The sequence below is a fragment of the Blautia sp. ZXY-1-C6 genome (assembly GCF_056339875.1).
In genome coordinates this window covers 1-16,381 of record NZ_JBWJVQ010000261.1, presented here as the reverse complement: position 1 = coordinate 16,381, position 16,381 = coordinate 1, and the positions used below count along the sequence as shown (strand labels likewise).

Genomic DNA, 16,381 nt, shown 5'->3' with positions numbered 1-16,381 from the left:
GGTAAGAAAGTATTCAGCGACTGGTCAAACGCATACCCATTCGTTGTATCCGCAATCACACCGGATGCTCCAGTTATCACAAACGTTAAAGTAAGCGGATCTACTATCAAAGTAACATACAAAGCAGCTGCAAATGCAACTGGTTACGATGTAGTACTGGGAACTGGCTCCAAGAAAGAAAACGGTGAGACACGTCCATACCAGTATGGCAATCACAAGAAACTGAACCTCAAAGAAGGTACAGTAACAGCAACATTCAAGAACGTACCAAAGGGAACATGGGTAGTTGGAATGCATGCATTCAACAGAACATCCGAAGACGGAAAGAAAGTCTTCAGCCCATGGTCAAACCTGAAAAAGGCTACTGTTAAATAATCCATTTGGGTAATTAATACAGATTCCTAAAAAGAAGGCCCGGTCATTGCGACCGGAGTCTTTCTTTTTAGGAACTTTTTTCCACACTCCCAGACAATTACATGATATAATCAACATACAGAAAACCATTACTCAAAACATCTCTATATGAAAGGAAGTCACGTATGAAGAAAAGAAAATCATGTTTTATCTGGCTCTTGTGCATTCTTCTCCTGGTCACAGCCTTACCTTCTGTAAATTTTACAGATGTCCAGGCAGCATCTGTCAGCAGTACTTTCACCGGATGGAAAACCTTCGGTGGAAAAAAATACTATTATAAGAATGGCAAAAAGCTGACAGACCTGCACAAAATCGGCAAGTATTATTACTGTTTTGCAGCAGACGGTACCATGCTTACAGGATGGCACCGTATTCATAATCGTTTCAGATATTTTGGCAAACAGACTGGAAGAATGCGTATCAATCAGACTGTAAATAGACGAAAGATCAACAGTAAAGGTGTCTGGACTCCTGTTATTGTACTGGATCCGGGGCATTCTGCTGTTGTTGCCGGTGGCTATGAACCTCTTGGGCCTGATTCCAGCCAGCTGAAAGAGAAAGATACGTCCGGAACCCAGGGTGTTGCTACAGGTGTGGAGGAATATAAGCTCAACCTGAGCATTGGTCTTCAGCTAAGAACCCTTCTTCAGAAAAGAGGTTTTAAGGTAATAATGACCCGAACCAACAGTAAAGTAGCTCTCAGCTGTATTGACCGCGCAAAAGTGGCAAATAAGGCAAACGCGGATGCGTATATCCGTATCCATGCCAATGGAAGTGATAATTCCTCTATCAGTGGAGCACTGACTATCTGTACAACCAGAAACAGTCCTTATATTTCATCTATGTACAGAAAAAACAAAGCTCTTTCTGAGGCTGTGCTCAATGCATATGTGTCAGCTACAGGATGCAGAAAAGAATACGTCTGGGAAACAGACTCTATGACCGGAAATAACTGGAGCAAAGTTCCGACAACGATTATCGAGATGGGATATATGAGTAATCCTTCCGAAGACCGCCGTATGCAACAGAGTTCTTATCAGAAAAAAATGGTACGGGGAATTGCAAATGGAATTGAGAATTACCTGATCAAATAGCCTTGCTTTTGTGTCGCAGACAGTTTATACTGGACTGAATGGGTATAAAAAATAATTTGGAGGATTTTTCAAATGAAAATTGCAGTAACATATGATAATGGAGAGATTTTTCAGCATTTTGGAAAAACAGAGTCTTTTAAAGTTTATGAAGTGGAAGACAACAAAGTAGTTTCCAGTGAAGTGATCGGTTCTAACGGTACAGGACATGGTGCACTTGCAGGTCTGCTTGCTGAGCAGGGTGTAAATGTTCTGATCTGCGGTGGCATCGGCGGTGGTGCTCAGACAGCTCTCACAGAGGCAGGAATCGAATTATGCGCCGGAGCCCAGGGAAATACTGATCAGGCAGTTGAAAGCTATTTAAAAGGTGAATTAGTGTCTTCCGGAGCTAACTGCGACCATCACCATCATGAAGAAGGTCATTCCTGTGGCAGCCATGAGGAGGGACACTCCTGTGGAGACAGCTGCGGTGGCGGATGCGGTGGATGTGGCGGATCACAGCCACAGCTTACAGGACGCAATGTAGGAAAAACCTGCCGCACACATTACAGAGGAACTTTCAATGACGGAACACAGTTTGATTCTTCTTACGACCGTGGCGAACCGCTGGAATTCATCTGCGGTGCAGGCCAGATGATCAGAGGATTTGATGCTGCTGTAGCTGATATGGAAGTTGGTCAGATCATTGATGTTCACCTTATGCCTGAAGAAGCATACGGTATGGCAGATCCAAACGCTATCTTCACTATGGAAATCGCCCAGCTCCCAGGTTCCGAAGACCTGACAGTTGGCCAGCAGGTATACCTGTCAAACCAGTTCGGTCAGCCATTCCCTGTTAAAGTGACAGCTAAGGATGAGAAAAACATTACATTTGATGCAAACCACGAAATGGCTGGAAAAGAACTTAACTTCAAGATTGAATTAGTAGAAGTGAAATAAGACAAATACTCAGGGCAGCCTCCCGGCAAAAATTTTGCCGATGAGACTGCCCTGTTTTATACTTTATTTACCAAAGTGATAGTGCTTTTTGTAGTTTTATAATTTACGAGTAAAGATTTACTGTTTTTGTGGGCTTACTGTATATTCGCTTGCCGTTTACTGTCTTAAAAGCTTTTACATAATAGTTATAAACCCAGTACATGCCTGTCTGGGAATCATAAGCCTTTGTGTCTTTCCAGGTTGAGACAGAGGACTTCACTGTTTTGGCAGCGGAACCATTGCGGTAAATTACATATCCGGAAGCACCGGCTACTTTTGTCCAGGAAACCTCTGTACCACCGTTACTCATTTTACATGAAACCTTAGATGGAGCCGGGACAGCAGCTTTTCTTGATTTCACCGCTGAAAATTTAGAATATTTGTTTTTTCCACTTGCGTTGGTTCCATAAGCACGGACTTTAAATGAATAGGTTACTCCCGGTACTACAGCTGCATCAAAACTGAGGGATCCTGTTTTCAGAGTTTTTATCCGCTTATAAGAAGACCGGGAATCTGTCTTGCAGTAAATCTGGTATCCTTTGGCACCCGGAATCTTTTTCCAGGTTAAATGTATTTGATCCGCAGCTTTCTGGGAAAGTTTCAGCACAGGTTTTGTCAGTGGTGAGTTGTTCTCAGATACCTTTACCGTCACCTGACACTGGGCCTGAAAATCTCCGGCAGAAGCAGTGATTACTGCCTGACCATAACCGTTCCCCTGAATGGTTCCATCCTCTGAGACAGACGCAACCCCAGGATTACTGCTTGTCCAGACCACATCTTTTACATCATCAGAGTTGGATGGTGTAAAGGAAGGCGTGAGTTTTTGTGTATTGCCTTCGTCAATTGTCAGATTTGTCTGGTTTAGAGCAATTCCATTAAGTGGAGTTGTCACTACGGGGATTTCATACAGGTATGTGCGGGAACTGTCATAGTTGCCGTTATCATAATTTCCAGATACCCATACAATATTACGTCCCCATAAGATCGGCTGTGAATCCGTCTGGATCGTTACATTCTTGTATAACTTGGATAATTTTACGTTTCCGGACATATCCATAAGGAGATAATGCAGAACGCTCTGGTTGGAGGTTTCCTCTGAGAAAAGGACTGCGTACTGATTATTTCCTACAGGGATGAGCTTTGGTTCTGTCAGAGTTATTTCTGCTCCTGATGGTGAATACTGAGTGAGCCAGATAAATCTGGAAGTCATACTGTTCTTATCTGTAATTATCATAAAGATATTTTTGTTAAGATTTTCATATCCGGTCTGTCCATTCACAGCCAAACCATGGGGAACAGACTTGCCTACTGTGATCAGATTATTTCCTGCCAGAGAAAATCCGGTTACCTCGCATCCGGTATAATTATCACCTGTAGCTCCCATAAAAGGAAAGATATTTACCGCACGATCCTGAGCGATATATCCGCCGGAATATGCGGAGAAGGAGGACAGGATCAGACCTCTGTAATAAGCATCCCCATGATCCAGAAAATACACATGAGAGCCGTCATTTACAACAAACTGATTAAAGGAATGGCTACAATAAGGCATATCTGAATTAATAAGCGTCATATCCTGCGTGTTAATGACAAAAGTGATATTACTCTGATGATGTATCCCTTCCATCCCATACATTTCCCGTCCTGTGTGTACGATCAGGGTAGAACCGATCTGGGTCATGCGCAGGGAAGCAGCATCAAAAGGAATGTAGATTCCTTCAAACATATTTGTGTATCCGCCGCCAATGTCCGTTGCACCAAGCAGTTTCCAGGCACGGCTATATTTGAGAATCCGGACAGCCGTTATGCTGTTGTCTTCGTTCAGATTTTTCTGTCCTGCTGCAATATAAAAATTCCCATCGGGTGCAGCATAGAATCCTCCCCACAATGGAAGCGGAAGCTTTACTGTTGTTACATTGGTAACATTAAGATCGGAATTGCAGACAGCATCATATAAAGTCTGATCTTTCCAGGCAACAATATGAAGATTTCCTGCCTCATCTGTATAATAAGAAGTATATTCAGGACTTGCCCAGTTCCAGCTGTAAGATCCGCTGTTGATGCCCATACCCTGAAGCTGGGAAAGAGCCTTTCTCCGGCCAAAGGAAGACTTTGAGGAATATGTGGAAGTACCAGCTGTTATTCCCTGCCCTGCATTTGCAACCAACGTGTCCCCCTCCTGAACAGAAGGCATTTCCTTTTCATCCGAAAAGAAATCATCATCTGTCTGTTCCGAAGTAAACTCATCTTCAGTGTCATTGAACTCTCCATTGTTATCAAGCTCCTCAGGAACAGAAATTACATCTTCGTTTGCCGCATTATCCGGGTCAGTAAAAATATCTGTACCATATGCAGGAGCAACATTCATTAGAGCCATAGAAGAAGCCAGTAATAAAGCTAACAATTTCTTTTTCATCTTTCAAATCCTCCTTGGAAATAATGGTGGTTTTGCGTTGGAGTTGCATTGTACCAAATCAGTGGTCTGGTACATCGAAAGAATTATTCTTATATAATCAATATAGCACACAACTTCTGCAACGTCTATGACAGATTATGTTGATTTAATGCGTGAAATTGCCAGCCAGAAACTGCTCAGCGGATATAAAGAAAGATTAGTGTTTTATCTCGGGGACCCTACTCATCCTGCTATTATCCAATCCTGTTACTGGATAATCATGCAGCCTAAGGGGGGATTTTCTCCCCTACCCAGTTACATATATCAGTTCATTATAAAATGCTTAAATTTTTGTCTTGACAACTGAACCACTATAGCTGTCAACTATATAAAAAAATACTGGTAAACAAAAAAACATCAGCAGGAGTTTTTGATCCATCTGGTCAGGGGCTCTTTATTTATATTGGGATAAAATATAATATACTACTATATCTAATATACTTGTTTTACCACTTCCATTTTTGTCGGTAAAAATCAAACGCTTTGTGTCGAAATCTTTATACTGACATAGATGTTAGAACAATGTTATAATAAAATCAGCTGAAAAGTAAATTTAAGGAGGGTATAAAGTGAAAAGTCATGTTAATATTATGGACTCTGATACAGCATATGAGAATGTAATTGTTTATCATGGTTCTGATCATATTTTAAAAGAACCAATTTATCAGGGTGGAAAAACAGATAATGATTATGGAAATGGATTTTATACCACTGAATATAAAGACCGTGCAAAAAGCTGGGCTGTTTTAAATGGTGATCCGGAATACTCTTTTGTTAACCGGTATATTTTGAATACTTCTGGTCTGAAAATAATGGATCTGAACGATTATGGTATCTTAGCCTGGATCGCAGAGGTCATTGCCAACAGGGGAACAAGCCTGGAGAGTGCTGAAATCACAGGTTCGCGGATTGTAGAAATGTACCGTATTTCTACAGCAGATTTTGATATTATCAAAGGCTATCGTGCAGATGACAGTTATACACAGGTCATAGAAGCTTTTTTGCTAAATCAGATCAATATTGAAGAAATAAAGAAACTTTTCTATAAAGGTTCTCTTGGTAATCAGATATTTTTGAAATCACAAAAAGCATTTAAACAGATTGAATGGAAAGATGCATGGCAGGTATACAAAGACGAATCAGATGTAACAGCTGATTTTCACGCTCGCAGAGAAGTAAATCAATTTTTTTCTGCAAGAAACCGTGCAATTTTGCTGGAAGGATTCGAAGTTCCGGGAATTACGGTGAGAACTGCTATGGGGAAATTTTTACTCTATCATCAGGAGGGCGATTTTTATGAATAATCCGGCATATGATTCAGGTTACCTGAACAGTGCAAAACTATCTGGAAGATATTTATTTAAATTGATAGCTCGAAACTGTTCTGACTGTTTTGGCATAATCTATAAATATATGAAAAGTGATTATCGTAGATATATGGATATGGGGAATCCCCTGTATTTATGTAAAACTCCGAAACAGATTATGGGAAATATGGGAATTACTGTAGATTTAAATGCAGAAATAAGTAATACTTATGATGAATTTATTCTGGAATGGATGTCTGACTGTTATATTACTCTGCAATGGAAGTACAGGCTTTGGTCTTCTGAAATAATTGACATTGTAAAACCGGAAAAATTATATAAGCAGTATTATCCACTGCACGAAACATCTCTTACCAATGCGGTTACAAAAATATATGAGATTTATCATTTGAAAGACTTATATATGCATCGTAGTGAACTACTCGACAACTGAGTTACCAGAGCATCTGAAACCATACGCATATCTGACCTATATATTGGATGAACTCAGAAAAAAGGAAGCTTTTCCTAAAGAGGAAGAATTAAAGAAACTGCTTCCATGGTCAGAGGATCTTCCGGAATACTGCCGTACTAAACTAAAAAATAATACAAAGCCATCTGATAGAGAATCTGGCAGACAGCCAGGAACAGTATCAGATGGCTTTTATAAAATGTCAATATACGGATGATTACCTACTTACGAAGACCCCCTATCGTAATGATGCTAGGAGTCCTATTTAGGCATTTCTGTTTTTGGCTTTATAAAAATTTCTGTATCATTTTATGTAAAGATTACTTTCTTCCCGGATTGTTTTCGATAATCTGACCCCGGTAGTTTATGAAAAAATTAGAATTATTTTATTTGAAAATTAGATGGTCAGACCCTTCGGGGGAACCTGGCCGGTGGAATTAAAATACAAAGAATTAAAGAGCCGTTTTGCTATGGAAGAGTTTTCCGGTGCTACTGCAACTTCTATCATTCAGGAATTTTATATCAATATGCCTCTTTCAAATCTTGTTTCCCTTATCAAGAATAACGCAGATGAAGAAATAGACATCACTTCCAAAAGTTCCAATAAATATCGTTATCAGGCTAATCGCGCATTTATCATCGGACGGATCAAGATCATCTTTCCAAAGATTCTCTGTGGTCTGTCTGAACTCTCAGTTATTGAGAAGCTGTACAAAGAAGCTGTCCGGTGCCGTTCACAGATCCTTCCCGGAAGATCATTTCCAAGAAAAAAATTAAAGTCAAAAGGACGTTCACATTTTAGAAATAAGAAAGCTGCCTTGTAAATAAAAACACTGTCACATTTAAGCTTTATTTAAGTGCGCCTTTTTGGTGAATTTCCTAACTGGTTGAGGATTAATCCTGCATTTTTGCGGTAAACCATAGTATATAATTAGGATAAAATCTGACGATTTTCCTTAAGTTGACGATAAATTGACCACATTGCGGTCAGACCCTTCGGGTCATGTCCTGGGTCTCATCGCTTGCTTTGAATTCAAACTATTTACCATTCTTTTTCGATTTTCTCCGCTCTGAGTCTCCAAATAACCCGTCCTGCTATTACATATACCGGAATCCCTGAACTATAAAATACAATATCTTTTTTCTTAAAATAGGCAATTTCATAAAGAATATTTACTATATCAGCGTCTGTTATGGAGGTACCAGAAGACTGACGATATGCAAAAATATGTGTTTTTTCACTCTCTAATCGTATATATTCATATTGATTAAATGAATTGTCGTATGCTGTATCTTGCATATATAAGCTATATATGTGATATTTTTTTCCCTTTGTATTAACCCAAAAATTTCCTAGGTAACCCAAAATATTGTTATGCGTATATACAAGGCCATAATTTTCGACATCATAAATATGTTCTAATTCAATATGTGGTAATTTTCTTCGCGGCTTCAGTATATTATAAATAGTTCTGACCTTTACATGGCACGATGTATTTGTATTCAATATTTTATTGTACTTTAATAATTCAGTAATAAATTTGTCGTTATTAAATTCATCACTATCATTAAAATAAATTCGTTTCGTGGTTTTTCCATTTACATGCAATTCTGCAACATACTGACGAGTTAATAATATGCAAAATACTTTTTTATTATATGTATCTACTAAAATTAAACTGACTGGATTCAAGGAAACATTTTCTTTTACCACGTTAAATACCTTTGTATCGCAGTCATAGTAATACTTCGATACACGAGATTTTGATAAACAATAGTTTTGTGGTAATGTTTTTATTTGTACCTCAATAATCATACGTTCTTGATTTTTATATATAAAAGACATATGACCGTCTAAATTGGGGCGCTTATCCATTTCACAAAAAAAAGTTTTAAAACATCTATTTTCTTCAATAATATTTTTAGCAATAGCTACAGCTTTGCTTTCTTTAAAGTCATTTTCATTTATGCTTCCCAAATTCATGATTATCCTTTATGGTAGTAGTCTAATACTCTACTCACAATTTCCTTTCTTAAACATAATGTCTAAAAATTTTTACTCAGAAACAACATATGAATTCTAAATACTGATTTCTAGAAATTACATGCAATATTATGAGAGCAATGTCATTTAGTTAAGGTGCTTTCCAGTGGTTTCATCATTATGAAGCCACTGGTTTTTTTGTTGTCAAATTTAAAAATTATTACATATCAAATATACCTGAACTCATAATACTAAAGTTCATCTCAGTTCCTGTTATCTCTCTTCCCATATATCCCTCAATAAAATCAAAGTATCCATCTGAGCCTGAACGTTTTTCCCATGTATCAATGGATTCCTTGATCCTTAACAGGCACATTACCGGAAATTTATAGTATTCTTTCACCTGTTCCTGTGACAGCATATCCACATGGAACTGTTCTTTTAACAGTTCCATTATCTCATGATTCGTATAAGGGTCAAATGCCATAAGCAATGCCCTTTCAAGCATTTCATTTTCTCTATTTCTAAACTTTCCTGTATCATATTCTTCACCACTGTAATTCACTTTTACATCAAATAACGCCAGGGCAATAGCCTCCCTTAGTCTACGGCTGTTGGCCCCTGGGAATTCGCGGTGTATTTTTAACACATTTCCCTCCATTGGCAACAGCAGCATGGCGTATGTTTCTTCTTCACCCTTTCGGATCTTTCCAAATTCCCTCTCCATCTGTGAATAGATTTTTTCAAACTGGTATAACTGCATGATTGTTTTCCCTCACATATTCCCATGTTTTTTCAAAAAAAGCTTGACAGATCAGCCGATATATGTTTCGTAAACGTTGATTATAAACATATTTCAAGGAGGTACCTCATGGCCCACATTTTCTTATCACAATTAAAAACAGTTCTCAATAACTGCATTGACGAACTGGAGCAGATCCATTTTTTATTCTCCAGGAATCCGGAAACCGATTTTACCAGGAAGCGTAAACTTACTTTTAAAGAATATATACAGTTTATGCTTCTGATGCAGGGCAAAACGGTTTCAAATGAAATCTTGGATTTTTTCAGCCATTTCCTGTCCGCACCGTCAAAATCAGCATTCACACAGCAGCGTTACAAGCTTCTTCCTGAAGGATGGGATTTCCTGTTCCATTCCTTTGTAACACAGTGCAGGTCCCTGTCCGATGACCTGTATTGCGGCTACCGGCTTCTGGCCTGCGACGGCTCCGATGTGAATATAGCCAGAAACCCGTCTGATGAAAGGACTTTTATCCATGAAGGTGAAAAAGGCTACAACGCTGTCCATATCAATGCACTCTATGACATCATGAATAAAACCTACTGTGACTTTCACGTACAGGGAAAGAAAAAGCTCCATGAGCGTGCAGCACTGAACCTCATGGTTGACCGTTATTCAGATCCTGCTCCTTCCATCCTGATGGCAGACTGTGGTTATGAAAGTTTCAACACATTTGCACATCTTATCCGGAAAAACATGAAGTTTGTTATCCGTATGAAGGATATCGACAGCAATGGGATCCTTTCCTCTTATGACCTTCCGGATGATGAGTCTGATACACGGATAAAAACAACCCTCACCAGACGGCACACAAAGGAAACAGTTGGAAATCCAGATATTTATACGATCCTCCAGCCTTCCACGGATTTTGACTTTCCGGATGAAAAATGCCGGTATTATGATATCAGTTCCCGCATTGTCCGCATCCGGCTTGAAAATGGAAGCTATATTTGTATTGCAACAAATCTCTCAAAAGAGGAATTTTCCCTTAAGGATATAAAAAAGCTTTACAAAATGCGCTGGAGCGAGGAAACAAGTTTCCGGGAACTTAAATATACGATAGGGCTTGTCAACTGGCACAGCAGCAAATATGATAGGATCCTGCAGGAGATTGCCGCCAGGATGCTGTTATACAATTTCTGTGAACTGGTCACTTCCCATGCTGTGATCCAGACAGCTGAAAATGTCAAACACGTTTATAAAATAAATTTCGCCACCGCAGTCAACATATGCAGGGCATATCTGAAAAACGGCGGTGACGAAACTGAGATCATGCTCCTCATACAAAGGCACTGACACCAGTCAGATCCAACCGTAAATACCCTATCAACCTCCGACCAAAGAGAAATAGGGATTTCATGTATCGGGTAGCTTAAACCTCATCCCTATTATACTTCTTAATGCGGCAGATGTGCAATCTGTCTTTTCGGTATACCTAAAAATATTTTTGCAGCATATGTGAGTATTTTTCCATAATGTACAGTACAAGTTCTTCCATGACCGTCCTTAACTGAACAATGTTTCGGAAGATGTGATATACTTTATTTCGTTATTTGAACTTAACTAAATGACATTGAATATTTGCTTTTACTACTTGATTTTTCTTCTTTGTTCCTTTAACATTCATTTTAGATACCTTTTGTACTCTTTAGATTTTACCAACTGGCTGGTCAGTAATAATCTAAATATACTTGAGGTATTTTTTTGTGTCAATCTCTTGACCTATTTAAAGTATACAGGAAGCTTTCTGTAATAAAAAAATGATTTCTAGTTAATTTATTCAAACATTATACTTCTCCAGTAACAAGATACTTTTCTAATTCTTTATCATTTCCAAAAGAATAAAAGTTAAAGCAACTGTTTGTATTGTTGCCTTTGGCACTTTCCTGTTTACAAAGCGTATTGTCACAGTTGCCACTATGAACAGGAACAATTCGTAATGTTTCTTCGCTATCGTTGTCTCTGATTTTTACAAATAAATCCTGTCTATCATTTAATGGCTGTCCACATATACAACAATAAAAATCTGATGGCTTTTTCATAAGTACTCCTTTCAAAAACAAGAAAAACTATTGCTGTATAAACACAGTTCTTCCCCTTGAATTGGTTTTGTTATATCCCCTCATCTAGGGGAAGTACTGTATTTGACTCATTTAAGAGTCTAGCAATAGTTTTTCTTTATTTATATATTTCTTTACCCAAAGGATTACTTAACAGTAGCCTTTTTCAGGTTTGACCATGGGCTGAAGACTTTCTTTCCGTCTTCGGATGTTCTGTTGAATGCATGCATTCCAACTACCCATGTTCCCTTTGGTACATTTTTGAATGTTGCTGTTACTGTACCTTCTTTGAGGTTCAGCTTCTTGTGATTGCCATACTGGTATGGACGTGTCTCACCGTTTTCTTTCTTGGAGCCAGTTCCTAGTACTACATCGTAACCAGTTGCATTTGCAGCTGCTTTGTATGTTACTTTGATAGTAGATCCGCTTACTGTTACGTTTGTGATAACTGGAGCGTCCGGTGTGATTGCGGATACAACGAATGGATATGCGTTAGACCAGTCGCTGAATACCTTCTTACCGTTCTCATCACGTTTCCAAGCGTGGCAGTATGCGTAGTAGGTTCCCTGCTGTACATATTTGAATGTAGTAGAGGTCTGAACCTGATTCTTGTTTACAGAAGCGTAATCTTTGTTTGTGATGCATTCACGGTCTGTTGAGATTACATAGTCATAACCTGCAGCGCCATCTGCTTCACTGGAAAGGACTACAGTTGCTTTGTTACCAGTAACTTTAACTTCAGAAATCATAGGAGCTGCTGGTTTTTCTGCATCTGTTGTTCCGTTTGTTGCGACTTTCTTAGAACCAGTATAGTTTTTGCTAGTGCTTACAGCTTTGATTGTTGTAGTACCATCACCATTAGCTGTTGTTGTATATTCAGAAGCATCAACATCAACTTTTCCACATTTAACGGAAATCTTTCCATCTTTAACAGTTACATCTGCATTTGCAAGATCAAATTTATCAATTCCCCATTTTAATGTATCAACAGTTCCAGTGTAACCATTTTTACCTTTAATAATAACAGAAAGAGATTTTGCTGATGTAGCATTTACTAAGTCTTTATTTGCAGGAAGATCTAATTCATAATCTTTTCCTTCTACTAAAGTAACACCTTTAACAACAATCTTAACCTCTGGTTTTACCGGAAGTCCGGCAGCATAAGTTCCGTTGGAAATAGCAATATTATCTGCTGTAAATGACTGCTGATCAATTTTGATAGTTTTCATTGCAAATACATTGACAATCTTATTTCCTTCAGCATCTGTATATACGCCATTCTTCACAGCAATGCCGTTCTCTGTCTGAGTAAGATCTCCGCCGTATTTTCCTTTTGCTATAGCAAGAACAACTGCATACTGACCATTGGTACCTTTCTGTCCATATACGTTATCAACATATTTGATTTCATAGTCAGTACCTTCAGTTAATGTTTTTCCTGTCTTGTTATCTAAAGTAGTTTTGGCAAAAGTCTGAGCAGTTCCGTCATAACTAAATTTAATATTATTTCCAGTTATTGCGAATCCATTCTTATCAGCAAAGTTAAAACCGCTTTTTGTTTCGGTTTTTAACATTTCACCACAAATCTGGAATGTTAATGTCTTAGATCCAGTAAAGTTACTGTTCTTTGGTGTTAATGTTACAGTACCTTCACCAATATTTAAGTTTTCTCCAAAAGTACGAGTGAAGTTGCTGTCAACATCGATTTTGTTTCCATCTAATGTAAGATAAATCTCATCAGCTGGAATCTCAAGAGAATATCCCTTGTATTCTTTAGTTGCGATAACACCAGTAAGTTTAGACGCATCAACAGGAGCAATTGTAAAGTTTACACTTGCTTTTCCACTGTAATGATTTCCATCTCCAGTAACTGTAAGTGTAGCAGTACCTGCATTGATATTGTTTGTAAATGATCCAGTATAATAAGCTGGATTAATTACTTTACCATCAATTACAACGTCAAAATCAGGTGTAACAGGTTTACCATTATAAGAGAAAGAATTCTCCTTTAATTTGATATAGTCAGCTTTTAAGATTGCAGCTGTAATCTTGGATTTTGCAGTTAAAGCAGAAGCTGCTGCAGTTCCTTTAAAGTTTTTATTTGTTACAGTTACAGTAGCAACAACATAATTACCAACTTTATTTCCATCTGAAGTATGTTCATATCCGTAAGTAACTGTATAATCAGTACCTTCAACTAATGTAAATTCTTTGTTAGCAGAATTTTTAGCTTTTACAACAACTTTCATTGCATCTTTATAATCTTTAGCACTGCTAGCGTTCTTCTGCTCAACTTCTTCTGCTGCAGTTGTTGCACTTACGGTTGCAGGATTGATTGTAAAGGTCAACTCTTTTTTGCTTCCAGCATAACTGCCTTTACCGGTTACGATTAATTTAGCAGTATTTGTGCCTGCATTAGTATTTTTGGAATAAGTGATTTCATAATCAGCTGGTGCAATTGTCTCTACTTTACTAGTTGTGTTGTTTAAGATTTTAAGAGCACCAAGTTCTTCGCTTGTGTATGTTACTGCTTCTCCTGTATATTCTTTGGCTGGAAGTGTATTACTTGTTGCATTTGCAAAATATGCATTGGAGATACTGTTGGAATAAATAGAGAATGTTCCAGTTGTACTTCCTGTAATATTTTTGTTTGTTATACCATTATTATCAACACCTGGTTTGATTGTTGCAACATATCCTGTTCCACGTTCAATTGCATTATCCGGAACAGTAATTTCGAGAGCACCTTTAGTAATCTCTTCACCAGTAGTTTTATCTTTTAAAGTTACAGCACTAGGATTAATAGTAACCTTAGAACCTGTATACTGCTGGTCTGCAATACTAACATCAACCGTAGATAAATCACGGGCAACAACTGTCATAGTGTTATCTGTCAATGTTTTGATATTACTTCCAACAATTTTATAGTTTTTGTTTCCTGTTTCAGGCTGACCTTCTTTAATCGCAACATATACATTGCTGATTTTTCCAACTGCAGTATTATCCTGAGAAGTAAACTCAACTTTTACGTAACCATTAGAATCAACATCCAGATAATTGCTCAAATCAACACCTGTTGATTTATCAACTAACTTGATATCAGATTTTTTCACTTTTCCTGTTATGTTTCCAGTATACACATAGGATGTGTTTTCTAAAGTTGCTTTCATGCGACTGGAAATAGTTGCTGTTGCACCGTCTAGCTGCATTGGCTGGATTTCATAAGTTGTTGTAACCTGTCCTGCATATCCTGTAACAGTTGGAGTTAATGTAACAGTTACTTTATCTCCAGTTACATTTGTAAGTTCTCCAGAATATGCTATTTTATATTTTGAAGTATCAAGTAAATCTGAACCTGCTTGTACTAAGTCCTGATTATTTTTATCTTTTTTAGAGGTCAGCGTAACACCTGCTTTTTTTACAGTTCCATCATATGTAGGATCTGCAGCAGATGCAGTAATAAAATCATTAATATCTTTTGCTTTTACTGTAACAGCGTCAGATGTATAGCTCCAAGCAACCTTGCCTGCCTGTTCAGCATAAACAAATAATGTAATTGATTTGCCTGCCATATCTGGAGTTAAATTAAGTGTTTTAGCTTTATTTGCAGGATCATAATTTGCAATAGTGCTATTAACAATATTTCCATTTACCTGCCATGCAGTTTTTAATGTTGCATTAGCAATAGCGCTTACTGCTGTGATATCTACATTTGCGCTTAATATTCCACCCCATACAGTTTCGTTATTGCTTACAGCAGTACTATCTACTGCAAAGTCAGATAAATTAACTGTATACTCAGAACCTGTTGTTGTTGATTTTGCAGCTTCAGTAGCTACATCTGCAGTATCTTCTACAACCGGAGCATCTGCTTCATCAGAGAAAGCTTCAGCAGCCGGAGCTTCTGTAGCTACAGCAGCATCAGATCCATCACTGAACTCAGCAGCCCATACCGGCACATTAGAAGTAGCAAGCATTGCAACAACAAGTGACATACTTAATGTCTTTTTTGCCATGCCCTTCTTTGTGTTTTTAATCTTTGTCATGATTATAGTTCCCCTTTGGGTGGTGGACAGGTTGTTTTTATGGAAATTTTCGTATCCAGAATAGTTTTCGAGATTGCAGAGTATATAAGATATATCATTTATAATTATGTTTTTTGTGGGTTTTTATATTTAAATCATCAGTTATATTAAGAAATCGTTATGTTATCACATAAAAAGCTTTCAACTATATCAACGAGATACAATTGAATAACTGCGCATCGCATTCTCGTTACTTTCAGTGATGAGTTAGACGCGCAAATTTTTTTACTAAACAACAGAACAAATGTTTACACAAACCAATACATATGGTATAATATTTATATGGAAAAAGATATATTTAATATAGATAAAAACAAACTTTCATATGGTAGGGGATATGTCTATTCCTTGCAGTATCATCTTGTCTGGTGTACAAAATACAGAAAAAAGGTTTTAAAAAACGGAATCGATACAGAATGCAAAGAAATGTTACAGAATCTTGCAGAAGAATATAAATTTCAGATTCTGGCAATGGAGGTGATGCCGGATCATATCCATCTGCTTGTGGATTGTAAACCTCAGTTTTATATTTCAGATATGATCAAGATCATGAAAGGAAATCTTGCACGCCAGATGTTTCTTGCGTATCCGGAGTTAAAAAAGGAACTGTGGGGTGGGCATCTGTGGAATCCGTCTTACTGTGCCATAACGGTCAGTGACAGGAGCAGAGACCAGGTGCTTGCCTACATCGAAGGACAAAAGGAAAAAGAAAAGAAAAAAGCCTGACAGAAAT

At 37.8% G+C, this 16,381-nt stretch carries 12 protein-coding genes and 1 pseudogene; 8 read left to right on the top strand and 5 right to left on the bottom strand.

Features of this window, described 5'->3' with window-relative positions; genetic code table 11:
• The 3 genes and pseudogenes from AC075J_RS16920 to AC075J_RS16910 all read left to right on the top strand — a co-directional run.
• Positions 1-375, top strand: a pseudogene (locus tag AC075J_RS16920) (hemoblobin-interacting domain-containing protein); the annotation flags it as partial.
• 164 nt (positions 376-539) lie between these two features.
• The gene (locus AC075J_RS16915) at positions 540-1,508 is read left to right on the top strand and encodes an N-acetylmuramoyl-L-alanine amidase (RefSeq protein ID WP_055060436.1); all 969 of its coding nucleotides are present in this window, start codon (positions 540-542) and stop codon (positions 1,506-1,508) included.
• 72 nt (positions 1,509-1,580) lie between these two features.
• The gene (locus tag AC075J_RS16910; RefSeq protein ID WP_022380208.1) at positions 1,581-2,444 is read left to right on the top strand and encodes an FKBP-type peptidyl-prolyl cis-trans isomerase; all 864 of its coding nucleotides are present in this window, start codon (positions 1,581-1,583) and stop codon (positions 2,442-2,444) included.
• A 103-nt stretch (positions 2,445-2,547) separates the two neighbouring features.
• Here the strand turns inward: AC075J_RS16910 and AC075J_RS16905 are convergent, their stop codons facing one another.
• Positions 2,548-4,899 carry an Ig-like domain-containing protein gene (locus AC075J_RS16905; RefSeq protein WP_055201102.1) on the bottom strand — a complete coding sequence of 784 codons (2,352 nt, stop codon included), beginning with the start codon at positions 4,897-4,899 and terminating at the stop codon, positions 2,548-2,550.
• A 608-nt stretch (positions 4,900-5,507) separates the two neighbouring features.
• Here AC075J_RS16905 and AC075J_RS16900 point away from each other — a divergent pair.
• From AC075J_RS16900 to AC075J_RS16890, 3 genes are all read left to right on the top strand, one after another.
• Positions 5,508-6,242 (top strand): DUF3990 domain-containing protein, encoded by a 735-nt coding sequence (locus tag AC075J_RS16900; RefSeq protein ID WP_055201105.1) that lies wholly within the window; start codon positions 5,508-5,510, stop codon positions 6,240-6,242.
• The gene (locus AC075J_RS16895; RefSeq protein ID WP_055201107.1) at positions 6,235-6,699 is read left to right on the top strand and encodes a hypothetical protein; all 465 of its coding nucleotides are present in this window, start codon (positions 6,235-6,237) and stop codon (positions 6,697-6,699) included. Before AC075J_RS16900 ends, AC075J_RS16895 begins: the two co-directional genes overlap by 8 nt.
• Positions 6,700-7,148: 449 nt before the next feature.
• Entirely contained in the window at positions 7,149-7,541 is a 393-nt protein-coding gene (locus AC075J_RS16890) for a hypothetical protein (protein ID WP_174514927.1), read from the top strand.
• A gap of 218 nt (positions 7,542-7,759) precedes the next feature.
• Here the strand turns inward: AC075J_RS16890 and AC075J_RS16885 are convergent, their stop codons facing one another.
• Together AC075J_RS16885 and AC075J_RS16880 are read right to left on the bottom strand one after the other, a co-directional pair.
• Positions 7,760-8,695: a DUF4365 domain-containing protein gene (locus tag AC075J_RS16885; protein ID WP_147412347.1), complete on the bottom strand. Its 936-nt coding sequence runs from the start codon at positions 8,693-8,695 to the stop codon at positions 7,760-7,762.
• Positions 8,696-8,921: 226 nt separating this feature from the next.
• Complete coding sequence (locus AC075J_RS16880) at positions 8,922-9,464, bottom strand: hypothetical protein (RefSeq protein WP_055201115.1); 543 nt, start codon at positions 9,462-9,464, stop codon at positions 8,922-8,924.
• A gap of 108 nt (positions 9,465-9,572) precedes the next feature.
• Here AC075J_RS16880 and AC075J_RS16875 point away from each other — a divergent pair, with 108 nt between their 5' ends.
• On the top strand, positions 9,573-10,799 hold the full coding sequence (locus AC075J_RS16875) for an IS4 family transposase (RefSeq protein ID WP_167343395.1): 1,227 nt from the start codon (positions 9,573-9,575) through the stop codon (positions 10,797-10,799).
• A 491-nt stretch (positions 10,800-11,290) separates the two neighbouring features.
• Here AC075J_RS16875 and AC075J_RS16870 read toward each other — a convergent pair whose 3' ends face one another.
• Positions 11,291-11,545: a hypothetical protein gene (locus AC075J_RS16870; protein WP_055201117.1), complete on the bottom strand. Its 255-nt coding sequence runs from the start codon at positions 11,543-11,545 to the stop codon at positions 11,291-11,293.
• A 164-nt stretch (positions 11,546-11,709) separates the two neighbouring features.
• Positions 11,710-15,609 carry a hypothetical protein gene (locus AC075J_RS16865; RefSeq protein ID WP_476390528.1) on the bottom strand — a complete coding sequence of 1,300 codons (3,900 nt, stop codon included), beginning with the start codon at positions 15,607-15,609 and terminating at the stop codon, positions 11,710-11,712.
• Positions 15,610-15,930: 321 nt separating this feature from the next.
• Here AC075J_RS16865 and tnpA point away from each other — a divergent pair, with 321 nt between their 5' ends.
• Complete coding sequence (gene tnpA / locus AC075J_RS16860) at positions 15,931-16,374, top strand: IS200/IS605 family transposase (RefSeq protein ID WP_020993527.1); 444 nt, start codon at positions 15,931-15,933, stop codon at positions 16,372-16,374.
• Positions 16,375-16,381 lie beyond the last annotated feature (7 nt).

What these genes read in the sequence shown, in the direction of transcription:
- AC075J_RS16915 (WP_055060436.1), top strand. Translation starts at nt 540, where the DNA reads ATGAAGAAAAGAAAATCATGTTTTATCTGGCTCTTGTGCATTCTTCTC.
- AC075J_RS16910 (WP_022380208.1), top strand. Translation starts at nt 1,581, where the DNA reads ATGAAAATTGCAGTAACATATGATAATGGAGAGATTTTTCAGCATTTT.
- AC075J_RS16905 (WP_055201102.1), bottom strand. Translation starts at nt 4,899, where the DNA reads ATGAAAAAGAAATTGTTAGCTTTATTACTGGCTTCTTCTATGGCTCTA.
- AC075J_RS16895 (WP_055201107.1), top strand. Translation starts at nt 6,235, where the DNA reads ATGAATAATCCGGCATATGATTCAGGTTACCTGAACAGTGCAAAACTA.
- AC075J_RS16880 (WP_055201115.1), bottom strand. Translation starts at nt 9,464, where the DNA reads ATGCAGTTATACCAGTTTGAAAAAATCTATTCACAGATGGAGAGGGAA.
- AC075J_RS16875 (WP_167343395.1), top strand. Translation starts at nt 9,573, where the DNA reads ATGGCCCACATTTTCTTATCACAATTAAAAACAGTTCTCAATAACTGC.
- AC075J_RS16870 (WP_055201117.1), bottom strand. Translation starts at nt 11,545, where the DNA reads ATGAAAAAGCCATCAGATTTTTATTGTTGTATATGTGGACAGCCATTA.
- AC075J_RS16865 (WP_476390528.1), bottom strand. Translation starts at nt 15,609, where the DNA reads ATGACAAAGATTAAAAACACAAAGAAGGGCATGGCAAAAAAGACATTA.
- tnpA (WP_020993527.1), top strand. Translation starts at nt 15,931, where the DNA reads ATGGAAAAAGATATATTTAATATAGATAAAAACAAACTTTCATATGGT.